This is a genomic window from Gallaecimonas xiamenensis 3-C-1 (genome assembly GCF_000299915.1).
Lineage (GTDB): Bacteria > Pseudomonadota > Gammaproteobacteria > Enterobacterales > Gallaecimonadaceae > Gallaecimonas > Gallaecimonas xiamenensis.
Window position 1 is genome coordinate 92,755 of sequence record NZ_AMRI01000004.1, and the last position, 17,855, is coordinate 110,609.

The window sequence follows — 17,855 nt, forward strand, 5'->3', positions numbered from 1 at the left end:
AAGGGGGAGTCATGGCGCGAGCAAGTTGCCCGGACTGTCGGCGCTTGACGGTCCACTGTGTCTGTTGCTTGGTCACACCCATAGTGGCCAGGACGGCGGTCACTCTGATCCAATTCCCCGGGGAGGAAAAGCATCCCCTGGGTACGGCGGCGCTGGTTGAACGCAGCCTGGTAAATTGCCAGCTGCTGCGCACCGAGGTCGTTACCGAGTTGCAAGCTAGGCCCGGCGCCGTAGTGCTCTTTCCCGGGCCAGGCAGCTGCTGCCTGACTGAACTGGCTAGCCCCCCTGAAGAGCTGGTGGTCATAGACGGCACCTGGCGCAAGGCCCTGAGGCTCTACGAGCAGAGCCCGGCGCTGCAGGCCCTGCCCAAGGTGCACTTGCCGCTGGCTGATCAGAGCCGTTATTTGCTGCGCCGCAGCCGCAAGACAGGGGCGCTCAGTACCGTCGAGGCGGTGATGGCGGCGCTTGCCATTATCGAGCCCCAGCTGGAACTGGGGCCACTAAACCAGGCCTTCGAAGGCTTGATCGCGCGCGCCTTGGACCGCCTACCGGCCGAGGTGCGTGCCCAATACCAATGAGGAAGCACATGGCAGTACATCAAACCCACATCAAGGTCCGTGGTTATCACCTGGACGTCTACCAGCACGTCAACAACGCCCGTTACCTGGAGTTTTTGGAAGAAGCCCGTTGGGGCTGGCTAGAAGATTCCGGTGAACTGGCCTGGTTCCAAGACCATGCCATTGCCTTTGTGGTGGTGAACATCAACATTAATTACCGTGCTGCCGCCACCCTGGGCCAGCAGCTGCGCGTTGACACCGGCCTTGGCGCCCTGTCTGAGCGCTCCGGTGTGGTCAAGCAGGCCGTATATCTTGAGGGTACCGACACCCTGGTAGCTGACGCCGCCATAACCTTTGTCTGCCTGGACCAGAAAACCGGCAAGGCCCTGCCCATGACGGGAGAGCTGGGTGATTTCCTGCAAAAACACCTAGAGACCCACTGACGAAAACGTTACAATGCGCGCCGACCCTACAATAACGAGGCTGGCCCATGGAATACCATGAGAGTCACGAGCCTTACTACCAGCTCCAAGACGAGGTGGTCAACGAACTGCCCATCGAGCTGGAAGAAGATGCTCAGCTCTGCTAGATGCATTACGTGAAACAAAGAGGCAACCCCCTGCGGGTTGCCTTTTTTATTGCCCCCTGTCAGCATTCCCCGGGATCACAATGACTTGAAGGAGTGCTGCCGTGCGACATCTGGCTTGGCTTGCCTTATTACCTGTCCTGGCTTTGGCCCAGGGCGAAGTGCGGGAACCGGAAGCGGCCACAGGCCGGATTGAACAGCAGAAGGTGGTGGGGTCCAAGCTGATGATGGCCACCGCCAACCCCCTGGCCAGCGAGGCCGGCTTTGCCATGCTCAGGCAAGGTGGCTCGGCGGTGGATGCCGTTATTGCTGCCGAGATGGTGCTGACCCTGGTTGAGCCTCAGTCTTCCGGTTTGGGCGGCGGCGCCTTTATGCTGCTGTGGGATCAGGATAAGCAGCGGATGCAGACCCTGGATGCCCGTGAAACCGCTCCCAAGGCCGACACCCCGGAGCTGTTCATGGAAGACGGCAAGCCCATGGACTTCTTCAAAGCCTTGGTTGGGGGGCGCTCCGTGGGGGTGCCGGGCCTGGTCAAAGGTTTTTGGGAAGCCCACCAGCACTACGGCAAGCTCCCCTGGGCCAAGCTGTTTGAGCCGGCCATCAAGCTCGCCAAAGATGGCTTTGAAGTCAGTCCGCGCCTGGCCGAACTGGTGCGGATGGAGATGAACCCCGGCCTTAAATCCTCTGCTACCGCCAAGGACTACTTCTTTCCCCATGGCCAGCCCCTCAAAGCGGGCACCTTGCTGAAAAACCCGGCCCTGGCCAAGACCATGGAAGCCATTGCCAAAGCCGGCCCCAAGGCCTTCTATGAAGGTGAGCTTGCCGAAGCCCTGGTGAAAACGGTACGTGGCCATGCCACCAATCCCGGGCAGATGACCCTGGCCGACCTCAAAGACTACCAGCCTGTTTGGCGCGACGTGGTGTGCGGCCCCTACCGCCAGTACCAGGTGTGCAGTGCGCCGCCCCCGGCCGGTGGCCTGGTGGTGGTGCAGCAACTGGGGATCCTCAACAAGCTACCGGCCCTGGCCAACTGGGATGTGCCGGCGATCCATCGTTTTACCCAGGCATCCAGGTTGGCCTTTGCCGACCGCAACCTGTACGAAGGGGACCCGGCCTTTGTTGAAGTGCCCATGGCCGCCATGCTGGACGACAGCTACCTGACCCGCCGCTCCGGCCTGATTGGCGATGCCGATCAACCGGCGGTAGCCGGCGAATTGGCCCCAAGGGCCCTGACCAAGAGCCCGGAGCTGCCCTCGACCAGTCACCTAGTGGCCATCGACAAGGACGGCAACGCCGTGTCCATGACCGCCAGTATCGAGATGGGCTTTGGCTCCACCCTGATGGTGGGGGGCTTTTTGCTCAACAACGAACTTACCGACTTCAACTTCGGTGCCAAAGACGAGCAGGGCCGCTGGGTGGCCAACCGGGTGCAGGGGGGCAAGCGGCCCCGCAGCTCCATGGCGCCGTCCATGGTGCTCTATCAGGGTCAGCTTCAGGGCCTTATTGGCTCCCCTGGTGGCTCACGCATTATCAACTACGTGACCCGTACCTTGGTCAACGTTATCGACGGCGGCATGGACATCCAAGATGCCATCGCCATGCCCAATGTCACCAACCGCAACGACTACACCGCCCTTGAAAAGGGCACTGTTGCCGAAGACTGGGTTGAAGGGCTCAAGGCCCGTGGCCATGACGTACGCCTGATTGACCTTAACTCTGGCCTCCAGGGCTTTTGGCGCCTGCCGGACGGGCGCTGGCAGGGTGGGGCAGACCCGCGCCGCGAAGGCAAGGTCCTGGCCGAATAAACCCATAAAAAAGCCGCTCAGTTGAGCGGCTTTTTTTGCGCCTGGCTTAGAGCACCTTGGTGATGGCGTCTGCCAGATAGTCGACGTTGTTGTGGTTGATGCCGGCCACGTTCATGCGGCTCGAGTCCACCATGTAGACGGAGAACTCGTCTTTGAGGCGGTGCACCTGTTCCTTGTCGATCCCCAGGAAGGAGAACATGCCGTACTGGCGGGTGATGAAGGAGAAGTCTTTTTTGTCCTGACGGGCATGGAGTTTTTCCACCAACAGGGCACGCAGTTCATGAATGCGGCCGCGCATCTCGGCCAGCTCATCTTGCCAAAGGGCGGTCAGCTCCTCAGAGCCCAGGATGATGTCGATGATGGCGGCGCCATGGGCCGGCGGCATGGAGTAGATGCAGCGGGCTACGTTTTGCAGCACGCTGGACAGGATGTCCACCTTGGCGCTGGAATCCCCCACCAGGGTAAAGGCACCGACCCGCTCCCGGTACAGGCCAAAGTTTTTGGAACCGGAGGTGGTCAGCAGCAGCTCGGGCAAGGTCTCGGCCAGCAGGCGCGGGCCATAGGCATCGGCTTCCAGGCCTTCACCAAAACCCTGGTAGGCCATGTCCAGCAGCGGCGTAAAGCCTTTGTCCTTGGCGAGTTGGGCAAAGGCCTGCCATTGGGCCTGGTTGAGGTCGGCCCCTGAGGGATTGTGGCAGCAGGCGTGCAGCAATACCACGTCCCCTTTGGGTACGGCCTGCAGGTCGGCCATCATGGCGTCAAAATCCACGCAGGAGTTGGCCTTGTCGAAGTAGCTGAACGACTTGACTACCAGGCCGGCGGCTTGGAACAGGGCGTTGTGGTTGGCCCAGGTGGGGTTGGTGACCCACAGGGTGGCGCCGGGGTTGCAGCGCTTGATGAATTCGCCAGCCATGCGCAGGGCGCCGGTACCGCCCGGGGTGGACACTGTGCATTGGCGGGCCAGCACCGGGCTGTCTTCACCGAACACCAGTTTGGCTATCTTGTCGTTAAAGCCGGCATCCCCTGCTGAGCTGATGTAGGTCTTGGTGGTCTCGGTGTCGATACGGTGACGCTGGGCCAAGGCCACCGCCTTCATGATGGGAGTGGCGCCGGTTTCGGTCTTGTAGACACCCACCCCCAGGTCAACTTTGCTGGGGTTGCTGTCTTTCTGGTAGGCCACGGACAGACCGAGGATGGGATCAGCGGGCAGGGCTTGCAGGCTTTCGAACATGTTCGGTTTTCCAAAAGGTGGGTGGGCAGTGAGATCTTCCCATAGCCTAAGGCAAATGCCGGGGAAGGTTAAGTGGGTATCGGCGCCATTTCAGAGTAAAATGCCGCTCCTTTTGCTTTAAGGCGTGTAACGATGCGTTTGGACAAGTTTTTGGCGGACAACTCCGACTTCTCTCGGGCCGAGGTCAAACGGCTGATGCACAAGGAGCGGGTGACCGTGAACGGGGAGGTGGTCAAGGATCCGGGGTTTAAGCTGGGAGAGGCCGATCAGGTGTGCCTGGACGACGAGCCCATGCGGGCCATGGGCAACCGCTACCTGATGCTGCACAAGCCAAAAGGCTATGTCTGCTCCACCGACGACCCCGAGCACGCCTCGGTGCTGATGCTGCTGGAAGACCGCGACCGTTTCGGCCTGCACATGGCCGGGCGCCTGGACTTGGACACCACCGGCCTGGTGCTGCTCACCGACGACGGCCAATGGTCCCACAAGGTAACCAGCCCCAAACATGACTGCCCCAAGCGCTACCGGGTATGGCTGGCCGATCCGTTGGTGGAAGATGCCGAAGCGCGTTTTCAAGAAGGGGTACAGCTGCGCGGCGAGCGCCATCTGACCAAACCGGCCCAACTGGAGCGCATCGATGCCTGCGAAGTGCTGCTGACCATCAGCGAAGGCAAGTACCACCAGGTCAAACGGATGTTTGCCGCCCTGGACAACAAGGTGGTGGACCTGCACCGCGAAGCCATAGGTCCCCTGGAGCTGGACCCGGCCCTGGCCGAAGGGGAATACCGGCCCCTGACCGACGCTGAGATCGCTGCCCTTTCCTAACGGCCCAGCTCGAACGCCTGGGCCAGGGTCTCTTGCAGCTCCTGGTCCAGTTCGCTGACCGACGTCAACCGCACCCTGTGGGTGATCCTGTCCTTTTTCTCCAGGCCCCCGGTGCTTTGGTAACGCCCCTCAAAAGGGCGCTCCGGCCCCAGGGCCAGCCCCAGCTCGATGGCCTGCATGCTGGCCGCCTTGACGGTGGCAAACACCTTGTTGTGATAGGCCGCCACCTGGGTCTTGGCCGGGCATAGCTTGACCTCGTCCGACAGGGACAACAACAGATCCTCGATGGCGTCATACAAGGGGCGCAGCGCCGCCTTTTTGCCGCTGTATTGGGCGTCCACCATGGCTGGCGCCTGGGCCAGGTAATGGTCTTCGTCTGTGCTGTAGGGGTCGAGGATAAGGCCGGCGGTGGCCGCCCCCAGGCCATATTCAGCCTTGAGCCAGGCCTTGGGGTCCTTGGGATCTTCGGCCTCGACCAGGGCGCGCCAGTCGTCCAGTTCCCGACCGGTGTCGGCCGCCAGGTTCTGGGCCATGGCTTGGGCATGCTTGATGGCAGGGTGCAAGTGATACATGGGCGGATGATTTGTGGGAGCCTTGGCTTTAGAATGCCCGCAACTTTCCAGTCAGGCCAGTACCATGCTCAGCTATCGCCACGCCTTTCATGCCGGCAACTATGCCGACGTCCTTAAACACGCCGTTATCGCTCTGGTGGTGGACTACCTGGCCCAGAAGGACAAGCCCTTCTATGTCCACGACACCCATGCCGGTGCCGGCCGTTACCTGCTGGGGGACGCCAAGGCCCAGAAAACCGGTGAGTACAGGGACGGTATCGAAAAGGTGCTGGCCGCCGCCGAGCCGCCGGCGGCGCTGCTGCCTTACCTGGACGTGGTCAAGGCCATGAACCCCGGTGAGCTGGTCCATTACCCCGGCTCACCCTGGCTGGTACGCCAGCTGCTAAGGCCCTATGACCGGCTGTTCCTGACCGAGCTGCACCCGGCCGACCTTAAGTTGTTGCAAGGGACTTTCGAGCGGGACCGGCAAGTGCGTATCGAGCAGGCGGACGCCTACGAGACCCTGGTGGCCAAGCTACCGCCAAAGGAGAAACGCGGCCTGGTGGTGATGGACCCACCCTATGAACTAAAAGACGATTACCAGGCGGTGGTGAATGCCATCGGCGACGCCTACCGGCGCTTTGCCACCGGCACCTACATTGTTTGGTACCCGGTGGTGGAACGGGCCCGGGTCGAAGCCATGATGGCGGCTTTTAAGGCGACCGGTATCCGTAAGCAGCTGCGTATCGAACACGGCCTTAGGCCCGATACCGACCAGCACGGTATGACCTCGGCCGGAGTCTTGGTGATCAACCCCCCCTGGACCCTCAAGGCGGCCATGGACGAGGCTTTGCCCTGGTTGGACAAGGTACTGGCCAAAGGGGCAGGGCAGTACCGCTGCCAATGGCTGGTGGAAGAATAATTCAGTAAAGCTGTTCGTCTTCCCCGTCCACCTGCACCAGCAGGGTGCCGTCCTGGTCTTCGCTGACCTGGATATGGATGGGGCTGCAACAGTTGGCGCAGTCCTCGACAAAGTCCTGGCCCACGTCGTCAGGCTCTATGGTGATGAAGGTAGGGTGCCCGCAATTGGGGCATTCCACCCGCCATTGTTTTACGGCGTCCATGACAGGCTCCGCACTGGCCGATGACATCAAGTATGGCACCGGGCCGGGTATTTTTTCGCGCATTCAGGTAGGGGTTGGGTAGCCCTGCCTACTGTGGCGTCGAGAGAAGCAAGAGGAGACTGCCATGAAAACAATGACTATCTGCAGCCTGACCATCGCCGCCCTGGCGCTGACCCCCCTGGCCGCCAGCGCCGGAGACCATGGCCACGGCCATCACCACAAGGACAAGGGTCATCATCACAAGGAACGTGGCCATCACTACAGCCGGGACCGGGTGATTGTGGTCAAGGAAGGCTATCGCCACAGGGGGCCTGCGCCCCGTCACCGCTCCTACCAGAGGGACAACCTGGCCAAGATAGCCACCTTTGCGGTGCTGGCCGGGGTGACCTATGCCATCGTCGACAACGTCTACTACAAGCAACGCGGTGACCGCTACGAATACGTGGCCCAGCCGCCGGCAGGTAGCTACAGGGTCCTTGAAGGCCGCTAACGTCAAAGCCCCGGTCACGGGGCTTTACGCTTTTTTACCCTGTTGTGTTCAGCTGTGTTTAAGGCAAGGCCGCATACTTAGTCATGAGCAAGACCAAAGGAGACTGCCATGAAAAATGCCCTTATCTGTAGCCTGGCCATTGCCGGCCTTGCCCTGGCGCCCATGGCTGCCCAGGCAGACCGCTGGGGCCGCCACGGTCACGGCCATGGTCACGGCAGCAAGGTCATCGTGGTCAAACCCGGTTATCACCATTACGGGCCAGCACCGCGCCACCGTTATTACCACAGGGATGCCCTGGCCGGTATCGCCACCTTTGCCATCCTGGCTGGGGTGACTTATGCCATCGTCGACAACGCCTATTACCGCCAAAATGGCAGCGGCTACACTTATGTGGACAGGCCACCTGCCGGTTCCTACCAGGTCGTAGACAATGGATACAGCGGTTATAACGGTTACAGCGGTGGCGACCTGAGCCCCGGTACCGTGGTGGACGCCATCGTCGGCCCCACCAAGAAAATTGCCTACGAAGGCCGCCTTTACTACGTGGCCAATGGTATCTGGTACCTGCCGGTAGACGGCGGCAGCCAGTATGTGGTGGTCAGGCCTCGTTACTGATGCCCATAAAGGTCCAGCAGGCGCGCCGCGCTTTGCTGGGCCTGTTCCAGGTAATGAGGGCCAAAGAGGTTGGCGTGGTTGAGCAGGTGGTAGAGGTTGTACAGCTCGCGCCTGGCCTCGTAGTCGTCCGGTAACGGCAGGTCGTCATCGTAGGCGGCGTAAAAGTCCGGGTCAAAGCGCCCAAACAGTTCGGTCATGGCAATGTCGGCCTCCCGGTCCCCGTAGTAACAGGCCGGGTCGAACACCACAGGGTGGTCGTCCACAAAACCAATATTGCCCCGCCACAGATCCCCATGGAGCAGGCTGGGCCCCGGCTGGTGATGCTTCAACAACCTCCCGGCGATGTCCAATAAGCCGCTACTGGCCTCCAGGGCCAAGCCCTTTTCCGCCAACAGTTCCAATTGATAGGCCAAGCGCTGTTCACCGAAAAACCGGTACCAGTGTTTGTGCCAGGGGTTGGGTTGGGGGCTGTCACCGATGAAATTGTCGTCATCAAAACCGTACATGGCCTGGTCCTGGCGTTGGTGCAGGGCCGCCAGGCCTTCACCCAGGCGCTGCCAACCCAGGCGGCTTGGGGAGCTAAAGGGCAGGTATTCCATCACCAAAAAACCAAAACCCTTGGTGGTGCCAACACAGACCACTTCCGGGGTTTGCAGGGGACCAAAGCGCGACAATTCACCCAGGCCAAAGGCTTCGGCCCTGAGCTGGTCACCGTGGCAAGCGTCGGTGAGTTTAACAAACAACGCCAGTTGGCCGTCGCTGATGCGATACAGTTGGCAGCGGGGGCTGCGCTGCATCAGGTGCCGGTCCGCCAGGGGGTAGGGCCGGCCAAGAAAGGCGCTGATCTCGGTCTGAAGGGCATGCCACATGGTCTGCTCCCGGCAAAAGCTCTGTGTTAAGAGCTTAGCGCGGATCGCTGCGCCTGGCGGCGGTTCTCCAAGAGTGCCAACTGTTGCTGGTAAGGAACCAGGCGTCGGCAAAGCCCAGGCAGGGCTTTGGTAAAGGAAGCATTGTTGGGTGACTTGACCATGCTGCACTCCTGCATGGCGGTGGTTGACGGCAATCAGTCTGCCACAGGGTCATGACAGTTTAATGGCGTCAGCGCCGCTCGGAGCGGGTGCGGGTGGCCGGAGGTTCTGTGACAAAGGGGTACTGGCTGTCTTGGTAATCCAGGGCCGTGATGCGCCCACAGAGCCCTGCCAAGGTTTGGCGGGTCGAGCGGGTGGCAATGCGGTTGACCAGCCAGTGAGGTAACAGCCCGGCCGGATCGGCGCTGCCCTGGTAGCTTATCTCGGTCAGGCCGCCTCCCTGGGGGGTCAGGGTCCAATGACCTTCGACCCCATTCATGCGCAGGTACCCGGGTTCGGCCGGATAGGCCTGACCCCTGTCTTCGATATCCAGGTGCAAGACCCCGTCCTCGCCCTGGGACCAGCGCGAATAAGTCACCATGTCCCTGTCCTTGGCGGGCCAGGGCAGGTGAAAACGGCTGTGGATGATGTCTTCGGTGGCTGAGGGTTTGGCCAGGCGCCGGGTGCCAGCGTTGTGGGCCACCCACTTGGGCATGCTGGCCATGTCTTCCATTACCGCCACAAAGGCCGACAAGCGGGTCACCACCTCACATTGCCCCTTTATGTCCACGAGGCCTTGTGGATTTTCACGGGTCCAAAGGCTGATGCCGTCCTGCTGGCTTTTCAAGGTCCAGGGGCCGGCAAAGGAGGCCAAGGGGGCCAGCAACAGGGCCCCCAACCATTTAGAAAGCCCCGGCCGGGCCCGGGAATACCACAGGGCTTTCGCTGCCATCTTTGGCGACCGCCGAAACACCGAAGAAATAATTGTCAATGACCACTCCTTTAAGGCGATAGCTGTCCACCTTGCCCACATAGCGACTGTGGGACCAAGTGGGTTCGGTGGTCAAGCGCCAATGCACCTTGTAGCCGGCCAGCTGTTTGTCCTGGCCCAGGGTCCAAGACAGCTGGGTATCGGCGCTTACCGCCCCGTCAATCTTGACGTTTTCCGGAGGCTTGGGGGCCCAGGCCAGGGAGGCCAGGGTCAGGGCGTTAAGGACCGTTGCCTTGCGCACATAGTCAAAATCGACCCCGGCCAGGACGTCGCCGTAGGCAATGCCGTTTTCGGTGCGCAGATCCTGGTGCTGGCGGTGGTAGTTTTCATGGGCCTCCATCAGCCGCACCCCAGGAAAGCCTGCTTCGTTAAAGGGCCTGTGGTGGCCACCCCGGCCGAAGCGGTCCAGGCGGTAGACCATCATCACGTCCAGCATCGGCTGGTATTGGTGGGCCAGTGCCTTGATATAACGGCCAAGGTTACGGGAAGGGGAGTCCAACTCACCGCCGGTAAAACGCCGGTAGTTGGCCTCTTGTGGGGTTTCCACGGCGCGTGTGCCCTCGGAAAATACCCTTATGGTGTGGTTGTCGACAATGCCGTCGATACCACTGGTGTTGCCAATCATGTCGTTATTGATGACCGCATCGATGTTCCAGCCATGGTCTTTGGCGTATTGGGCCAGGATCTTGCCGCCAAAAAGGCCTTGCTCTTCACCGGAAAGGGCGGCGAACACCAGGGTGCCGGGAAAGTCATGGTGGCTGAGCACCCGGGCCGCTTCCAAGGTGGCGGCCGCACCGGTAGCGTTATCGTTGGCGCCGGGAGCGTCGCTGGTAAAATCCATGACGTCAGAGACCCGGGAGTCGATATCGCCGGTGATCATCGCCATGCGTTTTTTGTCTTCACTGCCCCATTTGATGGCCACCACGTTGACGATATCGGTGGGGTTGGGGACCCTTTTTTCACCACTGACGGTGCCCTTGACGGTGATCACCTCCAGGCAGCCGCCGCAGTCTTTGCTGATAGCGTTGAATTCCTGCTCCAACCAGCGCCTAGCCGCCCCTATGCCTCGGGTATCGGAGTGGGTGTCGGACAGGGTATGGCGGGTACCAAAGCCCACCAGCTTGGTCACGTCCTTTTGCAGCCGCTCGGCGTTGACGGCGTCCACCACCTGATAGAGGGCCGGATTTTCTGCCGGGGGCGGGGTTTGCGCCTGGGCCAGCAGCGGCAGCAAGGCGGTGGCAAGCAGGGTCTTTTTCATGGTCTTTTGCTCCTGTTGTCGGTGCTCTCACCCTAGCAGCAGGGCCCAAGGGCAGGGGCCTTTGCTGCGGTGCCCAGCCCCTGGTTTGCGACCAAGGCGAGCCGCTGTGCTTCATGGCCGTTGCGCGCCGGTCATTATCGCCGCTATCATTGCCCTTCGCTTTTAGGTCAGGGCGGGGATCCCGCTGCCGAGACGCCCTTGGTTTGGGTGGTAAGCAACTGACATTTCAATCTGTTATTTTTCATGTGGCCCTTGGTACGGGTCACCACTGACAAAGGAAAGCTCATGCCTGCTATTACCCTGCCAGACGGTTCCGTCCGCCAGTTCGACAACCCCGTATCCGTGATGGATGTGGCCCTCAATATAGGCCCAGGCCTTGCCAAGGCGACCATCGCCGGCCGTGTCAACGGCGAGCTGGTGGATGCCAGCGACCTTATCGACAGGGATGCCAGCCTGTCCATCATCACCGCCAAGGACACCGACGGCCTGGAGATCCTGCGCCACTCCTGTGCCCACCTGCTGGGCCATGCCATCAAGCAGCTGTGGCCCCAGACCAAAATGGCCATAGGCCCGGTGATCGACAACGGCTTTTACTACGACGTGGACTTGGACTTCCCCCTGACCCAGGAACACCTGGAGCAGCTGGAAGCGCGCATGCATGAGCTGGCCGAAAAGGACTACGACGTCATCAAGAAAAAGGTGAGCTGGCAAGAAGCCCGCGACGCCTTTGAGTCCCGTGGCGAAAGCTACAAGATGGCCATTCTGGACGAGAACATCAGCCGTGATGACCGTCCGGGCCTTTACCACCACGAAGAATACGTCGACATGTGCCGTGGCCCCCACGTGCCGAACATGAAGTTCTGTCACCACTTCAAACTGATGAAGGTGTCCGGCGCCTACTGGCGTGGCGATGCCAAGAACAAGATGCTGCAACGCATCTACGGCACCGCCTGGGCCGACAAGAAAGCCCTTAACAGCTACCTGGTGCAGCTGGCGGAAGCGGAAAAACGCGACCACCGCAAGATCGGCAAGCAACTGGATCTCTTCCACTTCCAGGAAGAAGCCCCGGGCATGGTGTTCTGGCACAACGACGGCTGGCTGATCTTCCGCCAGCTCGAGACCTTTATCCGCGAAAAACTGCGCGAGTTCGACTACCAGGAAGTCAAGGGCCCCTTGATGATGGACCGGGTGCTCTGGGAGCGCTCCGGCCACTGGGAAAAGTACGCGGACGCCATGTTCACCACCAGCTCCGAGAACCGCGACTACGCCATCAAGCCGATGAACTGCCCGGGCCACGTGCAGATCTTCAACCAGGGCCTTAAATCCTACCGCGACCTGCCGCTGCGCATGGCCGAGTTCGGCTCTTGCCACCGCAACGAGCCGAGCGGCGCCTTGCACGGCCTGATGCGGGTCCGTGGCTTTACCCAGGATGACGCCCACATCTTCTGTACCGAAGACCAAATCCAGGCGGAAGTGGCCAGCTGCATCGACATGGTGTACAGCACTTACGCCACTTTCGGCTTTGAAAACATCAAGGTTAAACTCTCTACCCGCCCCGAGCAGCGCATCGGTTCCGATGCCATCTGGGACAAGGCCGAGAAAGGCCTGGAAGAAGCCCTCAAGGCCAAGGGTATCGAGTTCGACCTGCAGCCCGGTGAAGGCGCCTTCTATGGCCCTAAAATCGAATTTACCCTGCACGATTGTCTCAACCGTGCCTGGCAATGTGGTACCGTGCAGCTGGACTTCGCCCTGCCGGGTCGTCTGAGCGCCTCTTTTGTGGCCGAAGACAATGACCGCAAGGTGCCGGTGATGATCCACCGCGCCATCCTCGGGTCCTTGGAGCGTTTCATCGGTATCCTTATCGAAGAGTACGCCGGCTTCTTCCCTGCTTGGCTGGCGCCGACCCAGGCGGTGGTGATGAATATCACCGATGCCCAGGCCGATTATGTGCAGGATGTGGTAAAAACCCTTGAAAGAGCGGGTATTCGCGCCAAGGCCGACTTGAGAAACGAGAAGATTGGCTTTAAAATCCGCGAGCACACGCTTAAGCGCGTTCCCTACCTCTTGGTTGTGGGGGACAAAGAGCGGGAATCCGGCGAAATTGCCGTCCGCACGCGCAAAGGACAAGATCTCGGCAAATTCCAGCTGGCTGACTTTATCGCCAAGCTCGAAGGCGAAATCGCCAGCCGGGGACAACAAACCGTGGAGGAATAACGTATTAAAGGCGGAAGACGGGGCCCAGTGGTCCAGCAGAAACCGAAACACCGTATCAATGACCTGATCCGTATCCCAGAAGTGCGCCTGATCGGTGCCGAAGGCGAGCAGATCGGCGTCGTGAAGATCCAGGACGCACTGGCCCAGGCTGAAGCAGCCCAAATGGACCTGGTTGAGATCAGCCCTAACGCTGAGCCGCCGGTCTGCCAGATCATGGACTACGGTAAGTTCCTCTACGAGAAACAAAAAAGCGCAAAAGAACAAAAGAAAAAGCAGAAACAGATCCAGGTGAAGGAAATCAAATTCCGCCCTGGCACAGATGAAGGCGACTACCAGGTAAAACTGCGCAACCTGGTTCGCTTTCTGGAAGACGGTGACAAAGCCAAAATCACCCTGCGGTTCCGCGGTCGTGAAATGGCGCACCAAGAGTTGGGTCGTGACCTGCTTGAGCGGATCAAGGCTGACCTCGAAGAGCTGTCTGTTGTCGAGTCCTTCCCGAAAATGGAAGGCCGCCAGATGGTGATGGTGCTGGCACCTAAAAAGAAATAACCAGGCGCCCACAAGTAGCGGGCCAATCTGGCCCGTTCGCCCTGGTTGTTAGACGTTAACAATGCGGAGTTATTCGTAATGGCTAAAATGAAGACCCATCGTGGCGCTGCCAAGCGGTTCAAAAAAACCGCGTCTGGTGGCTATAAGTTCAAGCAGTCTCACCTGCGCCACATCCTGACCAAAAAATCCTCCAAGCGTAAGCGTCAGCTGCGCGACACTCACATGGTTGCCGCTGCGGATAAGCCGCTGGTCGACCGTATGCTGCCTAACCTGTAATTGAGGGGGATTTGAGATGCCAAGAGTAAAACGTGGTGTAACCGCTCGTGCCCGTCACAAGAAGGTTCTGAAGGCCGCTAAAGGTTATTATGGTGCTCGTAGCCGCGTCTATCGCGTTGCCTTCCAGGCCGTGATCAAGGCCGGTCAATACGCTTACCGTGACCGTCGCGCCAAGAAGCGTCAGTTCCGTCAGCTGTGGATTGCCCGTATCAACGCGGCTTCCCGCCAGAACGGTCTGTCCTACAGCCGTTTCATCAACGGTCTGAAGAAAGCTTCCGTGGAAATCGATCGTAAGATTCTGTCTGACATCGCTGTTCACGACAAAGCCGCTTTCACTGCCCTGGTTGAAAAGGCCAAGGCAGCTCTGTAAGACGGAGGGGGGCTCTGCCCCCCTTTTTTGCCCCGAAGGGACAATCCAATGCGAACACTGTTTTTCTTTAGCTTCTTCTTTACTTCCTGAACTCCAGGAGGCCTTGCTTTGGTGAAGAAGAAGCTAAAGGAAACCCAAGGCCTCCCCGTCGGGAGGCTTTTTTGTTTGTGATACGAGGACGCCATGCAACATCTTGACGAGATCGTCAGCCAGGCCACAGCCGCCGTCGAGGCCGCTACGGACATGGCGGCACTGGACGCCATCCGGGTCGACTACCTGGGTAAAAAGGGCCTGCTGACCCTGCAGATGCAATCTCTGCGTGACCTTAGCCCGGAAGAACGCCCCAAGGCGGGCGCCGTTATCAACCAGGCCAAAGAGGCGGTTCAGGAGGTACTGAACGCCAAGAAGAACGCCATGGTGGAAGCGGAACTGAATGCCAAGCTGGCCGCCGAACAGGTGGACGTGACCCTGCCGGGCCGCCGCCAGCCCCTGGCCGGCCTGCACCCGGTGACCCGCACCATAGAGCGTATCGAGAGCTTCTTCGGTGAGCTGGGTTTTGCGGTCAAAGAAGGCCCGGAAATCGAAGATGCTTTCCACAATTTCGACGCCCTGAATATTCCGGCCCATCACCCGGCCCGGGCGGACCACGACACCTTCTATTTCACCCCTGACATGCTGCTGCGCACCCAGACCTCCGGCGTGCAAATTCGCACCATGGAAGTGGAACAGCCGCCGCTGCGCATCATTTCCCCTGGCCGCGTCTACCGTAACGACTACGACCAGACCCACACCCCCATGTTCCACCAGGTCGAAGGCCTGCTGGTTGACGAGAACATTTCCTTTGCCGATCTCAAAGGCATTCTTCACGACTTCCTGCAGAACTTCTTTGAAGAAGACTTGGAAGTGCGTTTTCGTCCCAGCTTCTTCCCCTTCACCGAGCCCTCTGCCGAGGTGGACGTGAAAGGCAAGAACGGCAAATGGCTGGAAGTACTGGGCTGCGGCATGGTGCACCCCAACGTGCTCAAGGCTGTGGGTATAGACCCGGAAAAGTACACCGGCTTTGCCTTCGGTATGGGCGTTGAGCGCCTGACCATGCTGCGCTACGGCGTTAACGACCTGCGGGCGTTCTTCGAGAACGACGTACGTTTCTTGAAGCAGTTCAACTAAGGCAGGGAGTCCGAACATGAAATTTTCTGAAAACTGGCTGCGCCAATGGGTAAGCCCGGCCATCGATACCCAGGCCCTGTCCGAGCAACTGTCCATGGCCGGCCTGGAAGTGGACGGCATCGAGCCGGTCGCCGGCAGCTTCCACACCGTGGTGGTGGGGGAAGTGGTGGAATGCGCCCAGCATCCCGACGCTGACAAGCTGCGGGTCACCAAGGTCAATGTGGGCGAAGAAGAGCTGCTGGACATCGTCTGCGGCGCCCCCAACTGCCGAGCGGGCTTGAAAGTGGTGGTCGCCAAAGTGGGCGCCGAACTGCCCGGCGACTTCAAAATCAAGAAAGCCAAGCTGCGCGGCCAGCCGTCCCACGGCATGCTCTGTTCCTTCAGCGAGCTGGGTATCGAGATTGAAGCGGACGGCATCATCGAGCTGCCGGCGGACGCCGTCATCGGCACCGATATCCGCGATTATCTGGCGCTCAACGACAGCATCATCGAAGTGGACTTGACCCCCAACCGCGCCGACTGCCTGGGCGTGCTGGGTCTGGCCCGGGAAGTAGGGGTACTCAATAACCTCGACGTTACCCCTGAGCCTTGCGCCCCGGTTGCCGCCAGCATCAATGACAAGCTGGATATCAGCCTCAAGGCCCCCGATGCCTGCCCGCGCTACCTGGGCCGGGTGATCAAGGGTGTGGACCTTTCCCGCCCCAGCCCCCTGTGGCTGACCGAGCGCCTGCGCCGCAGCGGTATTCGCAGCATCGATGCGGTGGTGGACGTCACCAACTATGTGCTGATTGAGCTCGGCCACCCCATGCACGCCTTCGACTTGGCCAAACTGGATGGCGCCATCCAGGTGCGCCTGGCCGAAAAAGGCGAGAAGCTGGTGCTGCTGGACGAGTCCGAAGTGGAACTGGCCGATAACACCCTGGTCATTGCCGACGCTAGCAAAGCCCTGGCCATGGCCGGTGTCTTTGGCGGCCTGCATTCTGGCGTGACCAGCGACAGCCAAGACATCTTCTTGGAAGCGGCCTTCTTTGCCCCCACCGCCATCGCCGGCCGTGCCCGCCAATACGGCCTGCACACCGATGCCTCCCACCGCTACGAGCGCGGCGTCGACCCGCAGCTGACCCATAAAGCCATGGAGCGTGCCACCGCGCTGCTGCTGGCCATCGTCGGCGGCGAAGCTGGCCCCGTGGTGGAAGCGGCAGCCGAGGCGCATCTGCCTAAAGGCGCGCAAATCGTGCTGCGCAAGGCCCGCCTGGCCAAGGTGCTGGGCGCCGACATCGCCGATGACAAGGTTACCGAGATCCTGACCCGCCTGGGCACAGAGCCTGCCTTTGACGGCAGCCAGTGGACAGTGACGGCGCCAAGCTACCGCTTTGACATGGAGATTGAAGAAGATCTCATCGAAGAAGTGGCCCGGGTCTTTGGCTACAACAACATCGCCAACAAGGCTCCCCAAGCCAAGCTGGTGATGAGCCAGCACCGCGAAGCGGAACTGAGCCTCAAGCGGGTGCGTTCCCTGCTGGTGGACTTGGGTTACCAGGAAGCCATTACCTACAGCTTTGTCGAGCCCAAGGCCCAGGCGGCGCTGTTCCCCGGTGAAGCAGTGCAAATCCTGCCGCACCCCATCTCGGTGGAAATGTCCGCCATGCGGGTCTCCTTGTGGCCGGGCTTGCTGCAGGCGGTGCTGCACAACCAGAACCGCCAGCAGAGCCGGGTGCGCTTTTTTGAGAGCGGCCTGCGCTTTGTCACCCGCGATGGCGAGCTCAAGCAGCAGAAGATGCTGTCCGGCGTTATCACCGGCAGTGCCTTTGGTGAGCACTGGACCCTTGAGCAGCGCGGCTGCGACTTCTTCGACCTCAAGGGGGACCTGGAGCAACTGCTGTCCCTGACCGGCGCTATCGGCGAGTTCCGCTTCGAGCGCAGTGACCTCGATGCCTTGCATCCGGGCCAAAGCGCCAAGATTTTGCGTAATGGCGAGGTGGTTGGCCACTTTGGTGTGCTGCACCCGGCCGCTGCAAAAGCCCTCGGCCTGAAGTCGCAACCTTTGGTCTTTGAATTACAATGGGATCTACTGGGTGAACGCCGCATTCCCGACGCCAAGCCGGTTTCTCGCTTCCCCGCCAACCGCCGCGATCTGGCATTGGTGGTGAAAAACGAGGTTGCTGCCGGTGATATTCTCGAGGTCGTGCAAAAAATTGGCGGAAATCAGGTAGTTGACGTAAACTTGTTTGACCTGTATTGCGGTAAGGGCGTCGCTGAAGGCCATAAGAGCCTTGCAGTCAGTCTGACGCTTCAGGACACAGCGCGCACCCTCGAAGACAGCGAGATCGCTCAAGTGGTCAACCAAGTCGTCGAGGCGCTGAAAAGCCAGTTCAACGCATCCTTGAGGGAGTGATCT

At 60.3% G+C, this 17,855-nt stretch carries 19 protein-coding genes and 1 other annotated feature; of the genes, 13 read left to right on the forward strand and 6 right to left on the reverse strand.

Annotated elements, in window-relative coordinates:
• The first annotated feature begins 11 nt into the window (after positions 1-11).
• The 3 genes from B3C1_RS03815 to ggt all read left to right on the forward strand — a co-directional run bounded on the left by B3C1_RS03815 (position 12) and on the right by ggt (position 2,948).
• Positions 12-578: a tRNA-uridine aminocarboxypropyltransferase gene (locus B3C1_RS03815; protein ID WP_083858251.1), complete on the forward strand. Its 567-nt coding sequence runs from the start codon at positions 12-14 to the stop codon at positions 576-578.
• Positions 579-586: 8 nt separating this feature from the next.
• A complete protein-coding gene (locus B3C1_RS03820) occupies positions 587-1,000 on the forward strand; it encodes an acyl-CoA thioesterase (protein WP_008483032.1) in 414 nt (137 codons plus the stop codon).
• Positions 1,001-1,247: 247 nt separating this feature from the next.
• Complete coding sequence (ggt, locus tag B3C1_RS03825; RefSeq protein WP_008483033.1) at positions 1,248-2,948, forward strand: gamma-glutamyltransferase; 1,701 nt, start codon at positions 1,248-1,250, stop codon at positions 2,946-2,948.
• Positions 2,949-2,994: 46 nt separating this feature from the next.
• Here ggt and B3C1_RS03830 read toward each other — a convergent pair whose 3' ends face one another.
• A complete protein-coding gene (locus tag B3C1_RS03830) occupies positions 2,995-4,179 on the reverse strand; it encodes an amino acid aminotransferase (protein ID WP_008483034.1) in 1,185 nt (394 codons plus the stop codon).
• Positions 4,180-4,311: 132 nt separating this feature from the next.
• Here B3C1_RS03830 and rsuA point away from each other — a divergent pair, with 132 nt between their 5' ends.
• Entirely contained in the window at positions 4,312-5,004 is a 693-nt protein-coding gene (gene rsuA / locus B3C1_RS03835; protein ID WP_008483035.1) for a 16S rRNA pseudouridine(516) synthase RsuA, read from the forward strand.
• Here the strand turns inward: rsuA and B3C1_RS03840 are convergent.
• The gene (locus tag B3C1_RS03840; protein WP_008483036.1) at positions 5,001-5,576 is read right to left on the reverse strand and encodes a DUF5655 domain-containing protein; all 576 of its coding nucleotides are present in this window, start codon (positions 5,574-5,576) and stop codon (positions 5,001-5,003) included. The two genes, rsuA and B3C1_RS03840, sit on opposite strands and share 4 nt — an antisense overlap.
• Before the next feature lie 64 nt (positions 5,577-5,640).
• Between B3C1_RS03840 and B3C1_RS03845 the strand changes: the two genes are divergently transcribed.
• On the forward strand, positions 5,641-6,477 hold the full coding sequence (locus B3C1_RS03845) for a 23S rRNA (adenine(2030)-N(6))-methyltransferase RlmJ (RefSeq protein WP_008483037.1): 837 nt from the start codon (positions 5,641-5,643) through the stop codon (positions 6,475-6,477).
• A 1-nt stretch (position 6,478) separates the two neighbouring features.
• On the opposite strand, the gene B3C1_RS03850 is transcribed toward B3C1_RS03845, so the two are convergent.
• On the reverse strand, positions 6,479-6,679 hold the full coding sequence (locus tag B3C1_RS03850) for a zinc ribbon domain-containing protein (protein WP_008483038.1): 201 nt from the start codon (positions 6,677-6,679) through the stop codon (positions 6,479-6,481).
• Between the two features lie 124 nt (positions 6,680-6,803).
• Here B3C1_RS03850 and B3C1_RS19245 point away from each other — a divergent pair, with 124 nt between their 5' ends.
• Both B3C1_RS19245 and B3C1_RS19250 read left to right on the forward strand, forming a co-directional pair.
• Positions 6,804-7,169: a hypothetical protein gene (locus B3C1_RS19245; protein WP_008483039.1), complete on the forward strand. Its 366-nt coding sequence runs from the start codon at positions 6,804-6,806 to the stop codon at positions 7,167-7,169.
• A gap of 108 nt (positions 7,170-7,277) precedes the next feature.
• Positions 7,278-7,784, forward strand: a complete 507-nt coding sequence (locus B3C1_RS19250; RefSeq protein WP_008483040.1) for a hypothetical protein — start codon at positions 7,278-7,280, stop codon at positions 7,782-7,784.
• Here the strand turns inward: B3C1_RS19250 and B3C1_RS03865 are convergent.
• From B3C1_RS03865 to B3C1_RS03875, 3 genes are all read right to left on the reverse strand, one after another.
• Positions 7,778-8,653, reverse strand: a complete 876-nt coding sequence (locus B3C1_RS03865; RefSeq protein WP_008483042.1) for a fructosamine kinase family protein — start codon at positions 8,651-8,653, stop codon at positions 7,778-7,780. The genes B3C1_RS19250 and B3C1_RS03865 overlap by 7 nt on opposite strands.
• A 229-nt stretch (positions 8,654-8,882) precedes the next feature.
• Complete coding sequence (locus B3C1_RS03870) at positions 8,883-9,584, reverse strand: START domain-containing protein (protein ID WP_083858252.1); 702 nt, start codon at positions 9,582-9,584, stop codon at positions 8,883-8,885.
• A complete protein-coding gene (locus tag B3C1_RS03875; RefSeq protein ID WP_008483045.1) occupies positions 9,535-10,881 on the reverse strand; it encodes a M20/M25/M40 family metallo-hydrolase in 1,347 nt (448 codons plus the stop codon). The genes B3C1_RS03870 and B3C1_RS03875 overlap by 50 nt, the downstream gene beginning before the upstream one ends.
• A 285-nt stretch (positions 10,882-11,166) precedes the next feature.
• Between B3C1_RS03875 and thrS the strand changes: the two genes are divergently transcribed.
• The 6 genes from thrS to pheT all read left to right on the forward strand — a co-directional run bounded on the left by thrS (position 11,167) and on the right by pheT (position 17,852).
• On the forward strand, positions 11,167-13,095 hold the full coding sequence (thrS, locus tag B3C1_RS03880; protein WP_008483046.1) for a threonine--tRNA ligase: 1,929 nt from the start codon (positions 11,167-11,169) through the stop codon (positions 13,093-13,095).
• Between the two features lie 3 nt (positions 13,096-13,098).
• Positions 13,099-13,644 carry a translation initiation factor IF-3 gene (gene infC / locus B3C1_RS03885; protein ID WP_035481042.1) on the forward strand — a complete coding sequence of 182 codons (546 nt, stop codon included), beginning with the start codon at positions 13,099-13,101 and terminating at the stop codon, positions 13,642-13,644.
• A gap of 78 nt (positions 13,645-13,722) precedes the next feature.
• Positions 13,723-13,920 carry a 50S ribosomal protein L35 gene (gene rpmI / locus B3C1_RS03890; protein ID WP_008483049.1) on the forward strand — a complete coding sequence of 66 codons (198 nt, stop codon included), beginning with the start codon at positions 13,723-13,725 and terminating at the stop codon, positions 13,918-13,920.
• Positions 13,921-13,936: 16 nt separating this feature from the next.
• A complete protein-coding gene (gene rplT, locus B3C1_RS03895; RefSeq protein WP_008483050.1) occupies positions 13,937-14,290 on the forward strand; it encodes a 50S ribosomal protein L20 in 354 nt (117 codons plus the stop codon).
• Positions 14,291-14,334: 44 nt separating this feature from the next.
• Positions 14,335-14,456: a sequence feature (Phe leader region), on the forward strand.
• A 17-nt stretch (positions 14,457-14,473) separates the two neighbouring features.
• A complete protein-coding gene (gene pheS / locus B3C1_RS03900) occupies positions 14,474-15,457 on the forward strand; it encodes a phenylalanine--tRNA ligase subunit alpha (RefSeq protein ID WP_008483052.1) in 984 nt (327 codons plus the stop codon).
• 16 nt (positions 15,458-15,473) lie between these two features.
• Positions 15,474-17,852 (forward strand): phenylalanine--tRNA ligase subunit beta, encoded by a 2,379-nt coding sequence (gene pheT / locus B3C1_RS03905; RefSeq protein WP_008483053.1) that lies wholly within the window; start codon positions 15,474-15,476, stop codon positions 17,850-17,852.
• Positions 17,853-17,855 lie beyond the last annotated feature (3 nt).

Bases quoted from the DNA above. Each gene is read 5' to 3' on its own strand.
- B3C1_RS03815 (WP_083858251.1), top strand. From the start codon at position 12: ATGGCGCGAGCAAGTTGCCCGGACTGTCGGCGCTTGACGGTCCACTGT.
- B3C1_RS03820 (WP_008483032.1), top strand. From the start codon at position 587: ATGGCAGTACATCAAACCCACATCAAGGTCCGTGGTTATCACCTGGAC.
- B3C1_RS03830 (WP_008483034.1), bottom strand. From the start codon at position 4,179: ATGTTCGAAAGCCTGCAAGCCCTGCCCGCTGATCCCATCCTCGGTCTG.
- rsuA (WP_008483035.1), top strand. From the start codon at position 4,312: ATGCGTTTGGACAAGTTTTTGGCGGACAACTCCGACTTCTCTCGGGCC.
- B3C1_RS03840 (WP_008483036.1), bottom strand. From the start codon at position 5,576: ATGTATCACTTGCACCCTGCCATCAAGCATGCCCAAGCCATGGCCCAG.
- B3C1_RS03845 (WP_008483037.1), top strand. From the start codon at position 5,641: ATGCTCAGCTATCGCCACGCCTTTCATGCCGGCAACTATGCCGACGTC.
- B3C1_RS03850 (WP_008483038.1), bottom strand. From the start codon at position 6,679: ATGGACGCCGTAAAACAATGGCGGGTGGAATGCCCCAATTGCGGGCAC.
- B3C1_RS19245 (WP_008483039.1), top strand. From the start codon at position 6,804: ATGAAAACAATGACTATCTGCAGCCTGACCATCGCCGCCCTGGCGCTG.
- B3C1_RS19250 (WP_008483040.1), top strand. From the start codon at position 7,278: ATGAAAAATGCCCTTATCTGTAGCCTGGCCATTGCCGGCCTTGCCCTG.
- B3C1_RS03865 (WP_008483042.1), bottom strand. From the start codon at position 8,653: ATGTGGCATGCCCTTCAGACCGAGATCAGCGCCTTTCTTGGCCGGCCC.
- B3C1_RS03870 (WP_083858252.1), bottom strand. From the start codon at position 9,584: ATGGCAGCGAAAGCCCTGTGGTATTCCCGGGCCCGGCCGGGGCTTTCT.
- B3C1_RS03875 (WP_008483045.1), bottom strand. From the start codon at position 10,881: ATGAAAAAGACCCTGCTTGCCACCGCCTTGCTGCCGCTGCTGGCCCAG.
- thrS (WP_008483046.1), top strand. From the start codon at position 11,167: ATGCCTGCTATTACCCTGCCAGACGGTTCCGTCCGCCAGTTCGACAAC.
- rpmI (WP_008483049.1), top strand. From the start codon at position 13,723: ATGGCTAAAATGAAGACCCATCGTGGCGCTGCCAAGCGGTTCAAAAAA.
- rplT (WP_008483050.1), top strand. From the start codon at position 13,937: ATGCCAAGAGTAAAACGTGGTGTAACCGCTCGTGCCCGTCACAAGAAG.
- pheS (WP_008483052.1), top strand. From the start codon at position 14,474: ATGCAACATCTTGACGAGATCGTCAGCCAGGCCACAGCCGCCGTCGAG.
- pheT (WP_008483053.1), top strand. From the start codon at position 15,474: ATGAAATTTTCTGAAAACTGGCTGCGCCAATGGGTAAGCCCGGCCATC.